Origin of the sequence: Streptomyces sp. NPDC045470 (assembly GCF_040646595.1) — a bacterium.
GTDB lineage: Bacteria > Actinomycetota > Actinomycetes > Streptomycetales > Streptomycetaceae > Streptomyces.
Window position 1 is genome coordinate 61830 of sequence record NZ_JBEZAN010000023.1, and the last position, 16711, is coordinate 78540.

General features: G+C 70.1%; 16 protein-coding genes and 1 pseudogene. 12 read left to right on the forward strand and 5 right to left on the reverse strand.

Annotated elements, in window-relative coordinates; all coding sequences use genetic code 11:
* The first annotated feature begins 246 nt into the window (after positions 1–246).
* The 3 genes from AB0A97_RS36570 to AB0A97_RS36580 all read left to right on the forward strand — a co-directional run bounded on the left by AB0A97_RS36570 (position 247) and on the right by AB0A97_RS36580 (position 3692).
* Complete coding sequence (locus tag AB0A97_RS36570; protein ID WP_361158728.1) at positions 247–1701, forward strand: family 2B encapsulin nanocompartment shell protein; 1455 nt, start codon at positions 247–249, stop codon at positions 1699–1701.
* A gap of 17 nt (positions 1702–1718) precedes the next feature.
* Entirely contained in the window at positions 1719–2783 is a 1065-nt protein-coding gene (locus AB0A97_RS36575) for a family 2 encapsulin nanocompartment cargo protein terpene cyclase (RefSeq protein WP_361158731.1), read from the forward strand.
* A 69-nt stretch (positions 2784–2852) separates the two neighbouring features.
* The gene (locus tag AB0A97_RS36580; protein WP_361158826.1) at positions 2853–3692 is read left to right on the forward strand and encodes a geranyl diphosphate 2-C-methyltransferase; all 840 of its coding nucleotides are present in this window, start codon (positions 2853–2855) and stop codon (positions 3690–3692) included.
* A gap of 273 nt (positions 3693–3965) precedes the next feature.
* Here the strand turns inward: AB0A97_RS36580 and AB0A97_RS36585 are convergent, their stop codons facing one another.
* Positions 3966–4415: a tyrosine-type recombinase/integrase gene (locus tag AB0A97_RS36585; protein ID WP_361158734.1), complete on the reverse strand. Its 450-nt coding sequence runs from the start codon at positions 4413–4415 to the stop codon at positions 3966–3968.
* 18 nt (positions 4416–4433) lie between these two features.
* On the opposite strand from AB0A97_RS36585, the gene AB0A97_RS36590 reads away from it, so the two are divergent.
* The 4 genes from AB0A97_RS36590 to AB0A97_RS36605 all read left to right on the forward strand — a co-directional run bounded on the left by AB0A97_RS36590 (position 4434) and on the right by AB0A97_RS36605 (position 6754).
* Positions 4434–5348: a transposase family protein gene (locus AB0A97_RS36590; RefSeq protein WP_361158829.1), complete on the forward strand. Its 915-nt coding sequence runs from the start codon at positions 4434–4436 to the stop codon at positions 5346–5348.
* Between the two features lie 89 nt (positions 5349–5437).
* Positions 5438–5794: a hypothetical protein gene (locus tag AB0A97_RS36595; protein WP_361158736.1), complete on the forward strand. Its 357-nt coding sequence runs from the start codon at positions 5438–5440 to the stop codon at positions 5792–5794.
* 381 nt (positions 5795–6175) lie between these two features.
* Complete coding sequence (locus AB0A97_RS36600; RefSeq protein WP_361158739.1) at positions 6176–6487, forward strand: hypothetical protein; 312 nt, start codon at positions 6176–6178, stop codon at positions 6485–6487.
* A gap of 18 nt (positions 6488–6505) precedes the next feature.
* Positions 6506–6754, forward strand: coding sequence for a hypothetical protein (locus AB0A97_RS36605; RefSeq protein WP_361158741.1), 249 nt, complete (start codon positions 6506–6508; stop codon positions 6752–6754).
* A gap of 50 nt (positions 6755–6804) precedes the next feature.
* On the opposite strand, the gene AB0A97_RS36610 is transcribed toward AB0A97_RS36605, so the two are convergent.
* The 3 genes and pseudogenes from AB0A97_RS36610 to AB0A97_RS36620 all read right to left on the reverse strand — a co-directional run bounded on the left by AB0A97_RS36610 (position 6805) and on the right by AB0A97_RS36620 (position 8356).
* Positions 6805–7161: a DUF6083 domain-containing protein gene (locus AB0A97_RS36610; protein WP_361158744.1), complete on the reverse strand. Its 357-nt coding sequence runs from the start codon at positions 7159–7161 to the stop codon at positions 6805–6807.
* 228 nt (positions 7162–7389) lie between these two features.
* Positions 7390–7733, reverse strand: a pseudogene (locus tag AB0A97_RS36615) (NUDIX hydrolase).
* 53 nt (positions 7734–7786) lie between these two features.
* Complete coding sequence (locus AB0A97_RS36620; protein ID WP_361158748.1) at positions 7787–8356, reverse strand: phosphotransferase; 570 nt, start codon at positions 8354–8356, stop codon at positions 7787–7789.
* Positions 8357–8943: 587 nt separating this feature from the next.
* On the opposite strand from AB0A97_RS36620, the gene AB0A97_RS36625 reads away from it, so the two are divergent.
* The 4 genes from AB0A97_RS36625 to proP all read left to right on the forward strand — a co-directional run bounded on the left by AB0A97_RS36625 (position 8944) and on the right by proP (position 14577).
* Complete coding sequence (locus AB0A97_RS36625) at positions 8944–10017, forward strand: hypothetical protein (RefSeq protein ID WP_361158750.1); 1074 nt, start codon at positions 8944–8946, stop codon at positions 10015–10017.
* A gap of 684 nt (positions 10018–10701) precedes the next feature.
* Positions 10702–12135, forward strand: coding sequence for an adenylosuccinate lyase (gene purB / locus AB0A97_RS36630; RefSeq protein ID WP_361158752.1), 1434 nt, complete (start codon positions 10702–10704; stop codon positions 12133–12135).
* Between the two features lie 12 nt (positions 12136–12147).
* Positions 12148–12723, forward strand: coding sequence for a G/U mismatch-specific DNA glycosylase (gene mug / locus AB0A97_RS36635; protein WP_361158755.1), 576 nt, complete (start codon positions 12148–12150; stop codon positions 12721–12723).
* A gap of 321 nt (positions 12724–13044) precedes the next feature.
* Entirely contained in the window at positions 13045–14577 is a 1533-nt protein-coding gene (gene proP / locus AB0A97_RS36640; RefSeq protein ID WP_361158832.1) for a glycine betaine/L-proline transporter ProP, read from the forward strand.
* 161 nt (positions 14578–14738) lie between these two features.
* Here proP and AB0A97_RS36645 read toward each other — a convergent pair whose 3' ends face one another.
* Positions 14739–15194, reverse strand: coding sequence for a hypothetical protein (locus AB0A97_RS36645; RefSeq protein WP_361158757.1), 456 nt, complete (start codon positions 15192–15194; stop codon positions 14739–14741).
* A gap of 305 nt (positions 15195–15499) precedes the next feature.
* Between AB0A97_RS36645 and AB0A97_RS36650 the strand changes: the two genes are divergently transcribed.
* On the forward strand, positions 15500–16657 hold the full coding sequence (locus AB0A97_RS36650; RefSeq protein WP_361158760.1) for an ROK family transcriptional regulator: 1158 nt from the start codon (positions 15500–15502) through the stop codon (positions 16655–16657).
* Positions 16658–16711: the final 54 nt, after the last annotated feature.

Here is a 16711-nt window from a genome sequence, read left to right on the forward strand (position 1 = left end):
CGCGGCCCCGGACTTCAGGCCCGGGGCCGCTGACCGGTACGACGCCCGGCCCTCCACGGGGGCGCACATCGTCACTCCTGCGCCCCTTTTGCCAACCACCGGATGTTTACGCCTCGCGGACGCAAGGGCGCCCCCATTCACGCCGTACCGGCGGCACACTTCCACCTGTTTCGCTTATTGCCGCACACGGCCCCCCTTGTTCACCAACGGCCGTTCGCCTCACTCTTGTTCACCTCCGGAGGAAATGTGGCCGTACCGGACCGCGTCCCCGACCGTGTCCCCGGGTCCGCAGTCGAAGACAGCGCTCCCGCCCCGTCCGCGGACGGCGTGCTCACCAGCCTCAGCACCCGGGCCGCGCGCCAACTGGCGACCACCACCAAGACCCGGCCCCAGATGCAGGCCATCACCTCCCGATGGCTGCTGAAGATGCTGCCGTGGGTGGACGTCAAAGGCGGCACCTACCGGGTCAACCGGCGCCTGCGACTCCGTACCGGCCGTGGCCGCGTCCAGTTCGAGCACAACGGCGCGGACGACATCAAGGTGATCCCGCAGACCCTCACCGAGCTGCCCGTCCTGCGCGGCTACTCCGATGCCGAGGTGCTCAAGGAACTCGCCGGACGCTTCCGGGTCCAGGAGGTCCGGCCCGGTCAGGTCCTCTGCGAGGCGGGGCAGCCCGCCGCCGAGACGTACCTCGTCGTCCACGGGCGGTTCGCCCGCTACGCGCCCGGCAAGTACGACGAGGAGGAGGTCGTCGGTGTCGTCACGGACGGCGACCAGATCGGGGACGAGGCGATCGGCCGCCCCGACCCGCGGTGGCCGACATCGGTGCGGGCCGAGACCGCGGGCGTCCTACTGGCACTGCCCGGGGACACGATCCGGGAGGTCACCGACCGCGCGCCCTCCCTGGCCGCGCACCTGGCCGCGTACGCGGAGCGGCAGCGGCGGCCGATGAACCGCCGGGGCGAGGCGGACGTACCGGTGCAGGCGGGACATGTCGGCGAACCGACGCTGCCCGGCGGATTCGTCGACTACGACCTCACCCCGCGGGAGTACGAACTCTCGCTGACCCAGAGCGTGCTGCGCGTGCACTCCCGGGTCGCCGATCTCTACAACGGGCCGATGGACCAGACGCAGCAGCAACTCCGGCTCACCGTGGAGGAGATCCGCGAGCGCCAGGAGTGGGAGCTGGTGAACAACCGGGAGTTCGGGCTGCTGCACAACACCGACCACGGACAGCGCATCAGTACCCACACCGGCCCGCCCACCCCCGACGACATGGACGAGCTGCTGTCCATGCGCCGTAAGACGCGGCTGTTCCTGGCCCACCCGAAGGCGATCGCCGCCTTCTTCCGGCAGTGCAACAAACGCGGGCTGGTACCGGGCTCGGCAGACGTCGACGGACATCAGGTCCCGGCCTGGCGCGGGGTCCCGATCTTCCCGTGCGGCAAGATCCCCGTCAGCGACACGCACACCAGCAGCATCATCGCGCTGCGGACCGGCGAGGACGACCAGGGTGTCGTCGGCCTGTACCGGACCGGTCTTCCCGAGGAGCACCAGCCCGGCCTGAACGTCCGCTTCATGGGCATCGACCAGGCCGCCGTCACCAACTACCTCGTCACCGCCTACTACTCGCTGGCCGTCCTCGTGCCGGACGCGGCCGGTGTCCTGGAGAACGTCCAGCTCGGCCGGACCGCCGACTGACCAGTGGAGTACGGACCATGAGCACATCCAGTACGGCCACCACCACCGCCGCGTTCCGGATGCCCGGCCCGCCGAGCCTCGCCCGTACCCGGCCGGCCCGGCGCGGCGGCGCCGTCCCCGGGCTGAGGTACCGGCCGGCCGCCCCGGCCGACCCGGAGAAGGCCGCGGAGATCGACCGCAGACTGGAGGACTGGGCCCGCGGGCTGGACCTGTTCCCCGCGCAGTGGTCCGGCGACTTCACCGGCTTCCAGTTCGGCCGGGCCGTCGTCCTGCAGCACCCCGCGGCAGCCGACCTCGAACGCCTCACCGCCGCGGGCAAACTGCTGCTGGCCGAGAACATCGTCGACACCTGCTACTGCGAGGAGGACGAGGGCAAGGGTGGCGCACGCCGCGGTCTGGGCGGCCGGCTGATCATCGCCCAGTCGGCCCTGGACCCGTTCCACGGAACTCCGGAGACGGAGGAGGAGTGGCGCCAGGGCGTGCAGGCCGACGGGCCCCTGCGCTCGTACTACTGGGCCCTGAAGGACTACGCGGCGCTGGCGACCCCCAGCCAGGCCGACCGGTTCGTCCAGGACATGGCCCGGCTGCACCTCGGCTATCTCGCCGAGGCGTCCTGGGCGGAGGCACGGCACATGCCGCGTGTCTGGGAGTACCTGGTCATGCGGCAGTTCAACAACTTCCGCCCCTGCCTGTCGATCGTCGACGCCGTGGACGGCTACGAGCTGCCCGAGGCCGTGTACGCCCGTCCGGAGATCCAGCGGATCACCGCCCTGGCCTGCAACGCCACCACCATCGTCAACGACCTGTACTCCTTCACCAAGGAGCTGGCGAGCGATCCGGACCACCTGAACCTGCCCCAGGTGGTGGCCGCCAACGACCGGCGCGGCCTGAAGGCCGCCTATCTGAAGAGCGTCGACATCCACAACCAGATCATGGAGGCGTACGAGACGGAGGCGGCCGAGCTGGCCGGGACCTCCCCCCTCGTGGAGCGCTACACCCGGAGCCTGTCCGACTGGGTGTCCGGCAACCACGCATGGCACGCCACCAACAGCGACCGCTACCACCTGCCCAACTACTGGTAGGCCGATCCAGTGCACCACGGCAAGGAGTCTCCGTTGACCACTGCGCACGTCCCCACCGCACGCCCGCTCATGCCGACCCAGACCACGTACCAGGCCCGCGTCGCGGACTACTGGAACACCGAGGAGAACCCGGTCAACCTGGAGCTCGGCAAGATCGACGACCTGTACCACCACCACTACGGCATCGGGGAGGCCGACCGGTCCGTACTGGACGAGCCGGACCCCGTCCGGCGCCGCGAACGCCTCACCGGCGAACTGCACCGCCTCGAACACGCCCAGGCCGAGCTGCTCGCCTCCCACCTCGGCGCCCTGACACCCGGCGACCGCGTCTTCGACGCCGGGTGCGGACGCGGCGGCGGCAGCGTGGTCGCGCACCTGCGCCACGGCTGCCGCGCCGACGGGGCCACCATCTCCGCCAAGCAGGCCGACTTCGCCAACGAGCAGGCCCGCAGGCGCGGCATCGACGACAAGGTGCGCTACCACCACCGCAACATGCTCGACACCGGCTTCACCACCGGCGCGTACGCCGCGTCCTGGAACAACGAGTCGACCATGTACGTCGAGCTGGACCTGCTGTTCGCCGAGCACGCGCGGCTGCTGCGGCGCGGCGGGCGCTATGTGGTGATCACCGGCTGTTACAACGACGCCTACGGGCGCGCCTCCCGCGAGGTGTCCCTCATCAACGCCCACTACATCTGCGACATCCATCCGCGGTCGGCGTATTTCCGCGCGATGGCCCGCCACCGGCTGGTCCCCGTGCACGTCGAGGACCTCACCGAGGCCACGCTGCCGTACTGGGAACTGCGCAGCCAGGCCGACCACCTGGTCACGGGCATTGAGGAAACCTTTCTGACCGCGTACCGCAACGGCAGCTTCCAGTACCTGCTGATCGCCGCCGACCGGATCTGAGGAGCGCCCCGGAGCCCGCCGACCCGGCCTTGAGCCGCCCGGCGGGACCGCCGCGTCTCCCGGGACCGGACCGCGGGGGACCTCTGGCTGCCCCCGGTTCCCGCCCTCCCACCCATTCGATCAAGAAAAAGAGCGGTTTTCCCAGGTCAGAGGGTTGGCATTCGGGGCTGTCGGGTGACCAGTAGACTCTCGTCACTGTTCTACGTGCTTCACCAACTGCCCTGGTCAGGTGCCGTATGAGGCATCTCCAGAGAGATCATCTCTCACAATTTCTCACACACCGGCTTTTGGATCTCCGCCGTGGAAGGTGTCCCACGCCGCCGCAGCGGCCCGCATGTCCTCGGGCGCCACGTGCACGTACTTACGCTTGGTGAAGTTCGCGTTCGTGTGCCCCGCCCACGCGGCCAGCACGATGTCCGGCACGCCGTTCACCGCGAGGTAGGTCAGGCACGAGTGCCGGGCGTCGTACAGCCGCACGCGGCGCAGCCCCAGCTCCTCCATGAGCCGGTAGGCGTGCTCCCGCAGATGCCGCGTGTTCAGTGCCAGCCCGAGTTCATCGACCACGACGTACCCGGTGTCGGTGTACCCCGAGCCCGCGGCCAGCTTCTCCCGCGCCTGCTGGGCGCGGAACCTCTTCAGCGCCTCCCACGGCCACTTCGGCAGCGGCAGCGCACGCTCGCCGGACACCGTCTTACGAGTTGGTGCGTGATAGCGGGTGGGCATGCTCTGGTCGTGAGGGGCATGGTCGATCGGGCGGTCCTGGCGCATCCGGTGTTCATGGGCATCTCGGCGGGGCATCTGGCGCGTTTGGTTGAGGAACTGGCCCAGCCGTGGACGGCGTCGGCTGAGGGACGACGGTTCCAGGCACGGGGTGGGTCGAGGAAGCGTGCACCGGGGGCTGGTGCCCGGTATCGGATGGTGTTCGTGGACCGGCTGGTGGTCACGTTGATTCATCTGCGGCACGATTTGCCACACGCGGTCTTGGGTGTCCTGTCCGGCGTCGACCGCTCGACTGTCACGCGCGCCGTCGGTGAGGTCCGTCGGCTGCTGGCCGAGCGGGGGTGCGCGATTCCCGAGCGTCCGGGTCTGCGGCTTCGGACGCTGGAGGACGTCTTCGCCTGCGCGCAGGCCGAGGGTGTCGAACTCAGGCTGGACGCCACCGAGGTGCAGGTCCGCCGGCCCGCTGCCGGCCGCGGGGGCAGGCGAGCGTTCGTGTCGGGCAAGAAGAAACAGAACACGATGAAGGCCACGGTCATCGCCGACGGCAAAGGCCGCACCCTGTGGACCGACACGCTGCGGCCGGGACGGATGCACGACGCTACCGCCGCTCGCGCGGCGGGTGCCACCGGCTGCTTCGACCATTTCGATCAGGTGGAAGTCCTCCTCGATGACGGCTACCTGGGCCTGGGCCGCGACCATCCCGGTCAGGCCGTGACACCACCGAGAAAGCCCCGTCCCGGAGCCCTTCCAGGGCGGTTCGAACAGTGGGAACTTGACGGGCACGGCCACTCCAGCGACCGCATCACCGTCGAGCATTCCCTGGCCGACCACAAACGCTGGAAACAACTGATGCGCTGGACCCACCGCCGCGATCGGCTGCCCGACACCTACCGCGCCATCGCCGGCCTCGTATCCGACCGCAGCGTCCCCCTCTGATACCAGCGACCGCGCGGCCCGGCACGTCCCACCCGCTATCACGCACCAACTCGTTAATGCGCTGCGTACAAGCGTTACCCACGAGCGTCATGAGTGCCGACAGTCTGAGAGAAGCAAGCAGGCGTTCCGAAGACGGCGATGCTCAGCGGAACACAGCCTGGGATGCCATGGTCGCCCAGTTTGGAGATATTTGTGCCGCCTGCGACGAGATCTACATCTTCGGATCAAGGCCCGTGGCCGAGGCTGCTATTGATCTCCGACGAGCTTGCGAGACGCTTGTGAAAACCGCCTTGAAGGCCGGAAGGCTTCGACTCAACGAAGAAGAACTCACGCAGGCCCGAGACGACCGCGAAAGGGCTCGGGAAACCCAGGCTGCTAAGTTCGGCGCCTTCCTCCGGGCCTGTCACTTCGAACTCGTCGGCGAGACGATAGACCCCTCCAGGTGATCGCCAGGCAGCCCCTCTGCAGCCTCGACATACGTGTAGCGGCAAGCTGTCATGCGGGCCCTCTCCAGAGCGGTGAAGCGCGCGTTGCTCGGGCAGACATCCCGGGCTCCAACCTGCTGCTCCCAGAGCCGGCACGCGCCCGTCACGAACGCCTCGACGGCACGCGGGTCCGCGCCCGTCCAGCTCGGGAACTGACCCGTCCACTCCAGCGCCTCGCTCGCCGTGATCAGCGGGGGGAGCGGGTCGTCCGTGTCGAGGAGGAGTCGCAGGGCGGTGAGATCGTCAGGATTCACGGTTTATGAACTGCTGGGTGACCTGCGGGTTACGACCTGAGCCGCTTCTCGTTTAGCTGGTACGTACGCAACAGGTAACGCTAGGGTGGTGTCACATCCCAACCTGGAGGACGGCATGAGTGACCAGCCGTGGACCATCGAAAGCATCCGCGACGCCCTCGCCGACCCTGACCTCGTACAGCGCTTCCTGAGCGAGATAAACCGGGCGCCGGCGCACCAGCTCCTCACCGTCTTTGCCAAGTGGGAGCGCATTGCCAAGGACACCCTCGCCGCCCTCGAACAAGCCGACGAGGTCATCGCCCACGAGGCCCGAGGAGAAGAGCCGCCCGGGCAGTGGGTGGACGGCACCGAGCGCCTGCAGCAGATCTCTTCCAGGATTCGGGCCCAAGGCGCCGCCTGACCTGCCACCCTGTACCGGGTGTACAAGCTGCGCTACGAAGAGTCCGTCCAAGCGGTCTGGGACTCCCTCCCCGACGAGGCCCGGAACGAGCTCGACCACGCCGTACTCAAGATCTGCGAGAACCCCTACGAAGGCACCCGGGAGATCCCCGGCAGCGGAGGCGTCAAGCGAAGCCGCACCCTTCGCCACACCCGCGTGATCTTCGTGGTCTTCGAAGCACCTATCGGGCGCGTCCGCATCCTGCGCATCGAATCCCTCAACAGCTGAACACGGCGGAGCCCCCGCCCAGTTTCCGGGCGGGGCTCGTTGCTGTGCGCTCAGCCGGTGTCCGGCAAGCCTTCCTCTCTGGTGGACAGGGGCGGGCTCTCAGCCTGCCGCAGCGCCTTGCGGGCGTTCTCCTGCCGCAGCGCCGTCAGCCATGGCCATAGGTCCGGCAGCTGCTGCTCGGGGCACGCGAGCGCGTGCTCGATCCGGCACCGCTGGGTCGGCTCGGGCGGGCAAACCCCATACACGGTGACCCGGCCGTCCGACAGTTCGATCCAGCGGCGCTCCGCCGGCACCTTATGTGCAGGGACCCGCATCCGCGGCTCCAGCAGAACCGGGTCATGATCGAGCGTTGCCACCTGCTCTTGCGGCAGGCCGCAGTACGGGCACGTCAGCAAGCCGCTGCCCAAGTTCCGCGAAGGCTTCCTCGAATCCCCCATAGCGTGAGCGTGCGGTTTCCGCGGGCATCGCGCACGCCGCCATCAAGACGGGGCCCCCGAGCCCCCGGCCGCCGCCCGGCACCGCGCGAGGCGCGATCCGGGCGCACCAGCCCCATGCGACCCCGTGGAGGCGGCGAACGGGCGCTCTAGACAACGATGCCCCCGGCAGGACGGCCCGGCCGGGGGCATGTCGTGCGGTCAATGCGCCAGCGCCTCGTCGAGGTACTCCTGCACGGGTCCGTACACGCCATAGGGCACGTACTGGGGAATCTCCGCGTGCGTGATCCATGCGATCTCGGCCAGCTCTTCGGCGTCCGCCACGTGCGCCTCGCCGGAGACGATCGAGCAGGCCGTGTACGACATCAGCCGTCCGGTCTTCGGGGGGGACGCGCTCACCGAGCAGCTTCACCGCCTCGACGGCCAGCCCCGTCTCCTCCAACGTCTCCCGCACGGGCGGCCTGCTCAGCCGACTCGCCCGACTCGATGGCGCCCGCGGGGAACTGCCAGGACAGCTCGCCCTCGGGCACCCGGCGACGGATCAGCAACACCCGGCCACCGTGGACGATAACCGCGGCAGCAACGGCGTCCTAGCCGGTCACGCGGCCCGCTCCAGGACGCCGAAACGGCCGTTACTCGGCCGGGCGTCCCGGGCTCCAACCTGCCGCTCCCAGAGTCGGCAGGTGCCCGTCACGAACGCCTCGACGGCGCGCGGGTACGCGCTCGTCCAGCTCGGGAACTGCGCCGCCCACTCCAGCGCCCGACTCGGCGGGCAGTCGGCCTCCATGAGCCGCACGGTCGTGTACGCCACGTCCACCCACGCCGGGCCAGTTGCGGACATCGCCCAGTCCACGATCCACGCCCGGTCGTCGCCGACGAGCAGGTTGTGCGGGTTGGTGTCGGTGTGCAGCAGGGTGTCGCCACGCAGCAGGTGGAGCTGCTCGCGGGGCAGCACCTCGGCGAATCGGTCGGCGAACGACGGCACACTCGTGGGCGCCCGGACGGCCTGAGCCGTCTGCAGCACGTCGGCCACCAGCTTCAGGTCCGCCGAGCCGGCCGACAGGTTCGCGTGTCGGCCGTCGACGTACTCGAAGCCGAGCAGGTCCCAGCCGCCGGCCCGGACCTGCCACAGCATCCGCGGCCCCACCTCGCGTGTCGCCGCGTTCACTGCGGCCTCCATCGCCTGCGCGGCCCGAGCCCGCGCGTCACCGACTGGCGCGCCCTTCACGAACACGGGGTCTGAGGCCGTCGTCAGCACCGCCGCCATGCTGCACGTCAAACCGTCCGCGACCGGCCGAGCGTCGGCCACCGGACCGGTGTGCTCCTCTATGACTGCGCGAGTCTCCGACGGCAGATCTTCCCAAGCAGTACGTGACACCTGACCCCCTCGCGACGAGAAGAGGGGCCGCAGGCGCGACCCCTCACCAGCACAACGAGCAACCTAGCGCTTCGTCTCCCCGCACTTCCGGCACCGCTGCTCACCGCTCCACGGCACGAATTCGTGATCACAATCCGCCATGGTCAGCCCCTTCCGTCCCCTTCGACTGTGCTCCTGCGTGGCCGGATTGGCGACGGCGCACACCCCGCGCAGGGGAACGTCAGGCAGTGCCGCCCGACCAGGCCGCGCTCGCATCCCGGGAGATGCCCGGCTAGCACACTGATCCACTTCACCGCTGGAGTTCGGCAGGAGATCGTCTGAGCGTTGTGACGCGGGGCTAGCTTCCTCCCCATCTACCCGGTCAGGAAGGACTGCGAATGCCCAGCCAGAAACAAGCGTCACGTGACGTAATGGCCCGCGGCGATCACGTCAGGGGCATTCCGGCAACCAGCCCCGGCCGCCTGCCAAAGCCCCCGCCGACGGCCGACCACGAGATGCGCTTTCCGCCGGTGCCCAACGCCATCGACTACCTGCGGTCGGTCTCGAACGACCTGCGCTGCGGCCCACCGAGTCCGCGAAAGCTGAAATACGTGGTACTGCATCTGCACGCCGCCGCCGAGGTCCTGCTCAAGGCCCGCCTCACCCGAGTGCACTGGACCCAGGCCTTCCGGGACCCCGGCGCCGCCAGCCGCCCACGCTATGAGTCCGGCAACTTCGAGAGCTGCACCCTCACCGCAACCCTCGAGCGCCTGAAGAAGATCGCCGACGTCACCGTCGACGCCCGAGCGGCCAAGAGCCTGACCATCCTCGCCGCCTGGCGCAACAAACTGCTGCACCACGGCCTGATTAAGATCTCGACCCACGAGATCGAGAGCCGCGTCGGCCAGGTGCTCGACTTCCTCGTCGACTTCATCCGCGCCGAGCTCCTTCCCGCTGTCCCCGAGCGCGAGGTGGACTTCGCCAACTGCAAGCTGCGGCTGACCTCGTATATGGCCCTGCAGGTGCCCGTCTGCCGCGCCACCCGCCTCGCCCGTCTGCACGGCGAACTGTCCCTCGTTATGGACCGCACCCTCGCCTGCCCCGTCTGCGGCGAGTGGGCCCTGGTCGTCGGCGACGGCGACCGCCCTCTGGCCTGCCGTTTCTGTCATGCCTGGTGGTCCCGTCCGACGACCGCCCTCGTCTCCTGGATGAAGACCAACTGGGGCAACGCCGATCGGCGGCCCTTGATCACCTGTCCGCAGTGCGGCACCGACGATGCGCTGCTGGAGGTCGGGGTGCTGCTGGCCGATGCGCCCAGCTTGTCCCGGTCGCTGTGCGGAAGCTGCGGCGTCACCCGCGCTCGCACCGTTTGTGACGGATGCGGCACCTGGTATACGTCCGCAGAAGCCCGTCTCGCCCTGTTCGGGGACCAGTGTGTGGCCTGCCGCCCCGCTGATCACGCCCGATCCTGACGGTCGCAAGCGGCGGCACCATTCGGGAGCCCCGTGCACACGAACGCCCTTACCAGAGGACGGCGGGGGCGTAGCCGTTTTCGCATCAGCGCCAGATACCGACCCCACTGCGCCAAGGCGACGAGCGTGTCCGAGACGAAAAGGGCGGCCCCGCGAGAGGCCCCGGTAGGCGACTCGGACAAGGGCCCCGCCCTGCGTTCAAACGGGCATGTGCTGGGGGCGGGCGATGATGACCAGTCCGTAATGCGTTGCCCCTGGTACCTGACCTCCCAGTACCTCTCGGCATATTTCTAGAGCGGTCCGCTGCCTGCCCCCCTCCGGCAGCGGACCGTGCGAATGCTTCACAGCCGCCATGTCCACCAGACGCTGCGCGATCGAACGAGAATTTCGATATCCGCGCCGGACTCTGACCGCCGAGCATCGCCTTCTCATCAGAGAGGAACCCCCAGTGCCCTCCACTAGTGCGGAGGACGCATCGCGCGCGGCGTCCCCAGAGCTACGATTCGGACCCTCATCGACACAGACAGTGACGCCGCTCCGCTTCCGCGCGGCGAGCAGCCGGTCCGTCTCACATTCGTCTCACATACGCGGCGCTAAGCCGTCCCTGACCAAGCTCTGACCTGGCTTGCAGGCGCCCCACCTGAGCGCCATGGAGACCACAGACGACAGGTAAGCTCTCGTCACGTGACTGCCAAGCCCCGCATTCCGAATGTCCTGGCCGGCCGCTACGCCTCCGCGGAGCTCGCCGTCCTGTGGTCCCCCGAGTACAAGGTCAAGCTGGAGCGCAAGCTGTGGCTCGCGGTGCTCCGTGCGCAGAAGGACCTCGGGGTCGAGGTGCCGGAGCAGGCGCTCGCCGACTACGAGCGGGTGCTGGACGACGTCGACCTGGCCTCGATCGCCGAGCGGGAGAAGGTCACCCGGCACGACGTGAAGGCCCGCATCGAGGAGTTCAACGCCCTCGCCGGGCACGAGCAGGTCCACAAGGGCATGACCTCCCGTGATCTGACCGAGAACGTCGAGCAGCTGCAGGTCCGGCTGTCGCTGGAGCTGATGCGCGACCGTACGGTCGCCGTCCTGGCGCGGCTGGGCCGGCTCGCCGGTGAGCACGCCGAGCTGGTCATGGCGGGGCGTTCGCACAACGTCGCGGCGCAGGCCACCACGCTGGGCAAGCGCTTCGCGACCGCCGCCGACGAGCTGCTGGTGGCCTACGGGCGGCTGACCGACCTGCTGGCCCGCTACCCGCTGCGCGGCATCAAGGGCCCCGTCGGCACCGCGCAGGACATGCTGGACCTGCTGGGCGGCGACGCCGCGAAGCTGGCCGAGCTGGAGCAGCGGATCGCCGGGCACCTCGGCTTCGGCCAGGCGTTCACCTCCGTCGGGCAGGTCTACCCGCGCTCGCTGGACTACGACGTGGTCACCGCGCTGGTGCAGCTCGCCGCGGCGCCGTCCTCGATCGCCAAGACGATCCGGCTGATGGCCGGCCACGAACTGGTGACCGAGGGCTTCAAGCCCGGCCAGGTGGGCTCGTCCGCGATGCCGCACAAGATGAACACCCGCTCCTGCGAGCGCGTCAACGGTCTGATGGTCATCCTGCGGGGCTACGCCTCGATGGCCGGCGAGCTGTCCGGCGACCAGTGGAACGAGGGCGACGTTTCCTGCTCGGTGGTGCGCCGGGTCGCGCTGCCGGACTCCTTCTTCGCCCTGGACGGTCTGCTGGAGACGTTCCTGACCGTGCTGGACGAGTTCGGCGCCTTCCCCGCCGTCGTCGCGCGGGAGCTGGACCGCTATCTGCCCTTCCTCGCCACGACCAAGGTGCTCATGGGTGCCGTACGGGCCGGGGTGGGCCGTGAGGTGGCGCACGAGGCGATCAAGGAGAACGCGGTCGCCGCGGCGCTCGCCATGCGCGAGCAGGGCGCGGAGCGCAACGAACTGCTCGACAAGCTGGCGGCGGACGAGCGGATTCCGCTGGACCGTGCGCAGTTGGACGCGCTGATGGCCGACAAGCTGTCCTTCACCGGCGCCGCCGCCGACCAGGTGGCCGCCGTCGTGTCGCGGATCGAGGAGATCACCAAGCAGCACCCCGAGGCCGCGGCGTACGCGCCGGGCTCGATCCTGTGAGGCCCCGCTGAGATGGGATTCACTCCCGAGGAACTGCAGGCCGCGCGCGGCCGCCTCGTCCCCGACGTGGCGGCGCCCGGCCTGCGGGTGCTTTTCTGCGGTATCAATCCCGGGCTGATGTCGGCCGCCGCCGGGCACCACTTCGCCCGGCCCGGCAACCGCTTCTGGCCCGTCCTGCACGCGTCCGGGTTCACCCCCCGGCTTCTGAAGCCCGCCGAGCAGGAGGAGATGCTGGCGTACGGCATCGGCATCACCAATGTCGTGGAGCGGGCGAGCGCACGGGCCGACGAGCTGACCGCCGAGGAGTTCCGCGAGGGCGGGCGGCAGCTCACCGAGAAGGTGCGGCGGCTGCGCCCGGCATGGCTCGCGGTGGCCGGGGTGACGGCCTATCGGGTGGCTTTCGACGACAAGCACGCCAAGGTCGGTCCGCAGGAGCGGACGATCGGCGAAACCCGCGTCTGGGTGCTGCCCAACCCCAGTGGGCTCAATGCGCACTATCCGCCGGCCGCGCTGGCGGAGGAGTACGGGCGGCTGCGCGCGGTGGCCTTCGCCGACGAGGCCGAGGAAGGTGACGCGCGGGACGTGTGAGTCGCGCGTTACGGGTAAGGCGTGCGTTATGTGTAGGGCGCACGGGATGGTGGGGCCGTGCCGAGCGTTTAGCCCGTTCGGGAGCGTTGCGCCGGGTGGATACGGCCAGTGAGCCGACAGTCCGCCCGGCGTTCCGTTAGCCCCATTCGTGTCGCTCCTATGCTGGTTATGCCGATTTCGACCTTTACGTTGATACTCGGAGTTACCGATGTGCCGCTCAGCCCCTAGCGACAGGACGAGATGACTACCGGTCAGCCTCAGCCGCCGCGCGTCCGGCGGAACAAGCGGTCGGACGGAGGAAGGAACTCCGACACCGACCGGCTGCTGCGCACCCTGCTGCGCCGCCGCAAACACCAGCTCAGTGTCGAGGAAGTCACCGTCACCGACAGACCGCAGGTACGCCGCGCGGTCACGGCGGCCGCCCTCGGCAACATGATGGAGTGGTTCGACTTCGGGGTCTACGCCTACCTGGCGGCCACGATGGGCAAGGTCTTCTTCCCGTCCAGCTCCCCCGGCGCCCAGCTGGTCTCCACCTTCGCCACCTTCGCCGCCGCCTTCCTCGTGCGGCCGCTCGGCGGTCTGGTCTTCGGACCGCTGGGCGACCGCATCGGACGGCAGCGGGTGCTGGCCGCCACCATGATCATGATGGCGATCAGCACCTTCGCGGTCGGCTTCCTGCCCGGTTACGACTCCATCGGCTTCGCGGCGCCTCTGCTGCTGCTCCTGTGCCGACTGGTGCAGGGCTTCTCGACCGGTGGTGAGTACGCCGGTGCCACGACCTACATCGCCGAATACGCCCCGGACAAGCGCCGCGGTTTCCTCGGCAGCTGGCTCGACTTCGGCACCTTCGTCGGCTACGCCCTCGGCTCCGGCCTGGTCACCGTGCTCACCGCCGTACTGGGCACGGACGGCCTGGAGAGCTGGGGCTGGCGCATTCCCTTCATGGTGGCCGGGCCGCTCGGCCTGATCGGTCTCTACATGCGCATGAAGCTGGAGGAGACCCCGGCCTTCAAGCAGGAGGCGGAAGCCGCGCGGCAGGAGGCCGAGAACGCGAGCTCCGGCGACACGCCCGTCGAGGAGGCCCGGCAGTCCGGCAAGGGCCGGCTGAAGGAGATCTTCACCGGGCACTGGGAAGCCGTGCTGATCTGCATGGGTCTGGTGCTGCTGTACAACGTCACCAACTACATGGTGACGTCCTACCTCCCCACCTTCATGACCGAGACGCTCGGCGAGGACGCCACGACCGCCCAGTTGATGGTCCTGGGCACGATGGTCGTCGTCGCCCTGACGATCACGACCGTGGGCCGCACCTCGGACCGGTGGGGCCGTCGCCCGGTGTTCATGGCTGCCAGCATCGCGCTCGTCGCGCTGGCCTATCCGGCGTTCCTGCTGATCCGCGCAGGCGGCATCCTGTTGCCGGCCTTCGGGTGTCTCATTCTGGGTCTGCTGCTGGTGTGCTTCGCGGGCACCTCCGCCTCGACGCTGCCGGCGCTCTTCCCCACCCATCTGCGCTACGGAGCGCTGTCCATCGCGTTCAACATCTCCGTCTCGCTCTTCGGCGGCACCACTCCGCTGGTCGCCTCCGCGCTGGTGGCGTCCACGGGCAGTCACATGATTCCCGCGTACTACCTGATGATCGCGGGTGTCATCGGCTTCATCGCCGCCTTCTTCCTGCACGAGACGGCGGGCAAGCCGCTGCGGGGCTCCGGCCCGATGGTCGAGACCCCGGAACAGGCCCGCGAGCTGGTGGCGCACAGCCGGACCGAGGCGGGACGCCAGGCCCGGGACATCTGGATCCGGCTGCGCCACCCCTGGGCGCACCACCGCGACGAGCAGGGCGACCAGAACAAGTAGGACGAGCCGGGCGGACAGCCCGGAACCTGATGCGGGGGCGGCCGCGCCGGTACGGTCGGCGCGCGGCCCCCGCACCCCACGGCCCCGGAACGGGTGGTGGTGGCGGTGCCGCCGGTCCGCACCGGGCCGGCGGCACCGGTGCCGCCACCCGTTCCCCGTGCTCAGCGCACCGCATCCGCCCGGCCGACCGCCGCCAGCAACTGGAAGACCGGCATCCCGGGCCCGCCCTCCCCCAGGCCGACCGCGATCCACCGCCCTCCGGCACACCAGGTGTGCACCCGCGGGACCTGGCCGCACAGGACGTCGAGCGGCGGCCGGACCGGCATCCCCATGGCCACCCGCTCCAGATGGCCCGCGAGGTCGAGCACCTCGGGCTCGCCCCACCGTAAGCAGAGAGCCGATATGAGTCCCTCCAGGTCGGCGCGGTACTCCTGCGCGGTCTCCTCGACGTCCGCCGGGTCGGCGTCCCAGAGCTGCTCGTCGCCGCGGAGCTGCGCGACGTGGAACCCCGGGCCGCTCTGGACCATGGCGGAGCGGACCGGCTCGTCGGGGAAGTCGCGGCCGCGGAGGAGGTCGATGGCGGTGAGATGCTGTGCGGTGGTGGTCGTGTGCGTCATGCCGTCAGTAAACCGCCAGGGTCTGACAATTGGCTCCGCGTCAGGCTCGCGGGGGTCCTCGGCGGGCCTCGGCGGCTCTGGCCGGGCTCCGGAGATCGACGAAACGGGCACCGCGAGTTCGGCGAACGGGACATCGGCGACCGGCACAGAGGACACCGGCGGCAAGCGGCACGAGTACCGGCCCACAGCCGCCGTACCGCTGACCGTACAGCCCGCCGGGTGGCCCCGGCACGGTGCCCGGGACTCGCCGCACACCGGCTGACCGGCTACGATCCGCCACACACGCAATGCGAGGGAGACGGACGTTGGGGCGGCTAACCGGCGGGGACCCCTCCCTGCTGCGACGGATCAATTCCGCGGTGGTGCTGCACGCGCTGCGCGCCGCCGACTCCCCGACGCTCACCCACCTCGTGGAAGTGACCGGCCTGTCCCGGCCCACCGTCGAGGGCGTGGTCGAGGGCCTGATCGAGGCCGGCCTGGTGGCCGAGGCGCCTGCCGACGAGAGCACCGCCCGCCGCCAGGGCCGCCCGGCCCGCCGCTTCCGCTTCCGTACGGAGGCCGGGCATCTGCTCGGCATCGAGATCGGCCCGCACCGGGTGGCCGCCCTGCTGTCGGACCTCGGCGGACGGGTGCTCGGCTCCGCGCAGCGGGCGGTCGAGGAGTCGGCGTTCGCCGACGACCGGCTGGAGAAGGTACGGGCCGCGGTGGCCGAGCTGCTGCGGCGGGCGGGCGTGGCCCGCAGTTCGCTGCGGGCGGTCGGGGTGGGCAGCCCCGGCATCGTGGAGGCGGACGGCACCGTACGTCTGGGCACGGCGCTCCCGGGCTGGACCGGCCTGCCGCTCGGCGACCGGCTGCGCCGCTCCTTCCGGTGCCCCGTCCTGGTGGAGAACGACGCGAACGCCGCCGCCGTGGCCGAGCACTGGAAGGGCGCGGCCGCCGCTTCGGACGACGTCGTGTTCGTCCTCGCGGGGCTGAGCCCGGGGGCGGGCGCGCTGATCGGCGGGCGGCTGCACCGCGGCTTCGGCGGTGCCGCCGGGGAGATCGGCGCGCTGCACCTGCTGGGGCGCGAGGCCACCCCGGAGAAGCTGCTCTCCACGACCGGGCAGCCGCTGCACCCGTTGGACGAGGCGCAGGTGGCGCGGGTGTTCGCCCTCGCGCGCGACGGTGACGCGCGGGCCCGGGACGCGATGGACCGTTTCCTCCGGCGGCTGGTGCACGACGTCGCGGCGCTGGTGCTCGCCCTCGATCCGGAACTGGTGGTCGTCGGCGGCTGGGCCGCCGGCCTGGACGACGTACTGGAACCGCTCCGCGCCGAGCTGGCCCGCTACTGCCTGCGGCCGCCCCGGGTGGCCCTGTCCGTGCTCGGTGAGGCGGCGGTGGCCACGGGCGCGCTGCGGCTCGCGCTGGACCACGTGGAGGGCGAACTGTTCGCGGTGGACGCAACGGTCACGGCACGGCGTTGAGAGGCGCGGGCGAGGCGGACGGGTGAGCCAGACGGGCGGGGCCCTGCCCCCGCC